Source organism: Arsenophonus sp. ENCA, assembly GCF_002287155.1.
Classification (GTDB): domain Bacteria; phylum Pseudomonadota; class Gammaproteobacteria; order Enterobacterales; family Enterobacteriaceae; genus Arsenophonus; species Arsenophonus nilaparvatae.
Genome location: NZ_NHNG01000368.1, coordinates 1 through 537, shown reverse-complemented (window position 1 = coordinate 537; position 537 = coordinate 1). Strand labels below are relative to the sequence as shown.

Here is a 537-nt window from a genome sequence, read left to right as displayed (position 1 = left end):
AATAATCCCAACCAAGTGATTGCCGAGCAGATTATTCCCGAAAATGAAGGCGGTTGGTGGATACGGGAGGTGGGACTCTTTGATAAAGAGAATGTGCTCATTGCGGTCGGTAACTGCCCGGAAACCTACAAACCGCAACTAGCTGAAGGTTCAGGTCGAACCCAGACGATACGGGCGGTGTTTATTGTCAGTCATACCGAGGCGGTGACCCTTAAAATTGACCCCTCGGTGGTACTGGCGACCCGTCAGTATGTCGATGTTGAAACAAATAAAAAAATCGACAAGCAAGCGATTAAACAGACAACAGGGGATTCGCCAAGCGATGTTATCAGCCAGCAAGGTGTCACGAAGGCATTAGATACCAAGCAACCAATTGGCGATTATGTCACACAGCTGGCCTTCAACCAGGGATTAAACAATAAAATCGATAAGACACAAATTGTCGGTACAACGGGGAATTCGAGCGATAAAGTAATCAACCAAAAAGCCTGTGACGACAATTATGCCAAAAAAGATTCTCAAGAATCATTCACTGCT

1 protein-coding gene is annotated in these 537 nt (G+C 45.8%); it reads left to right on the top strand.

Annotation, left to right across the window (positions count from 1 at the left end):
- On the top strand, positions 1 to 537 hold a 537-nt coding region (locus tag CBG25_RS09590), incomplete at both ends, for a phage tail protein (protein WP_290606272.1).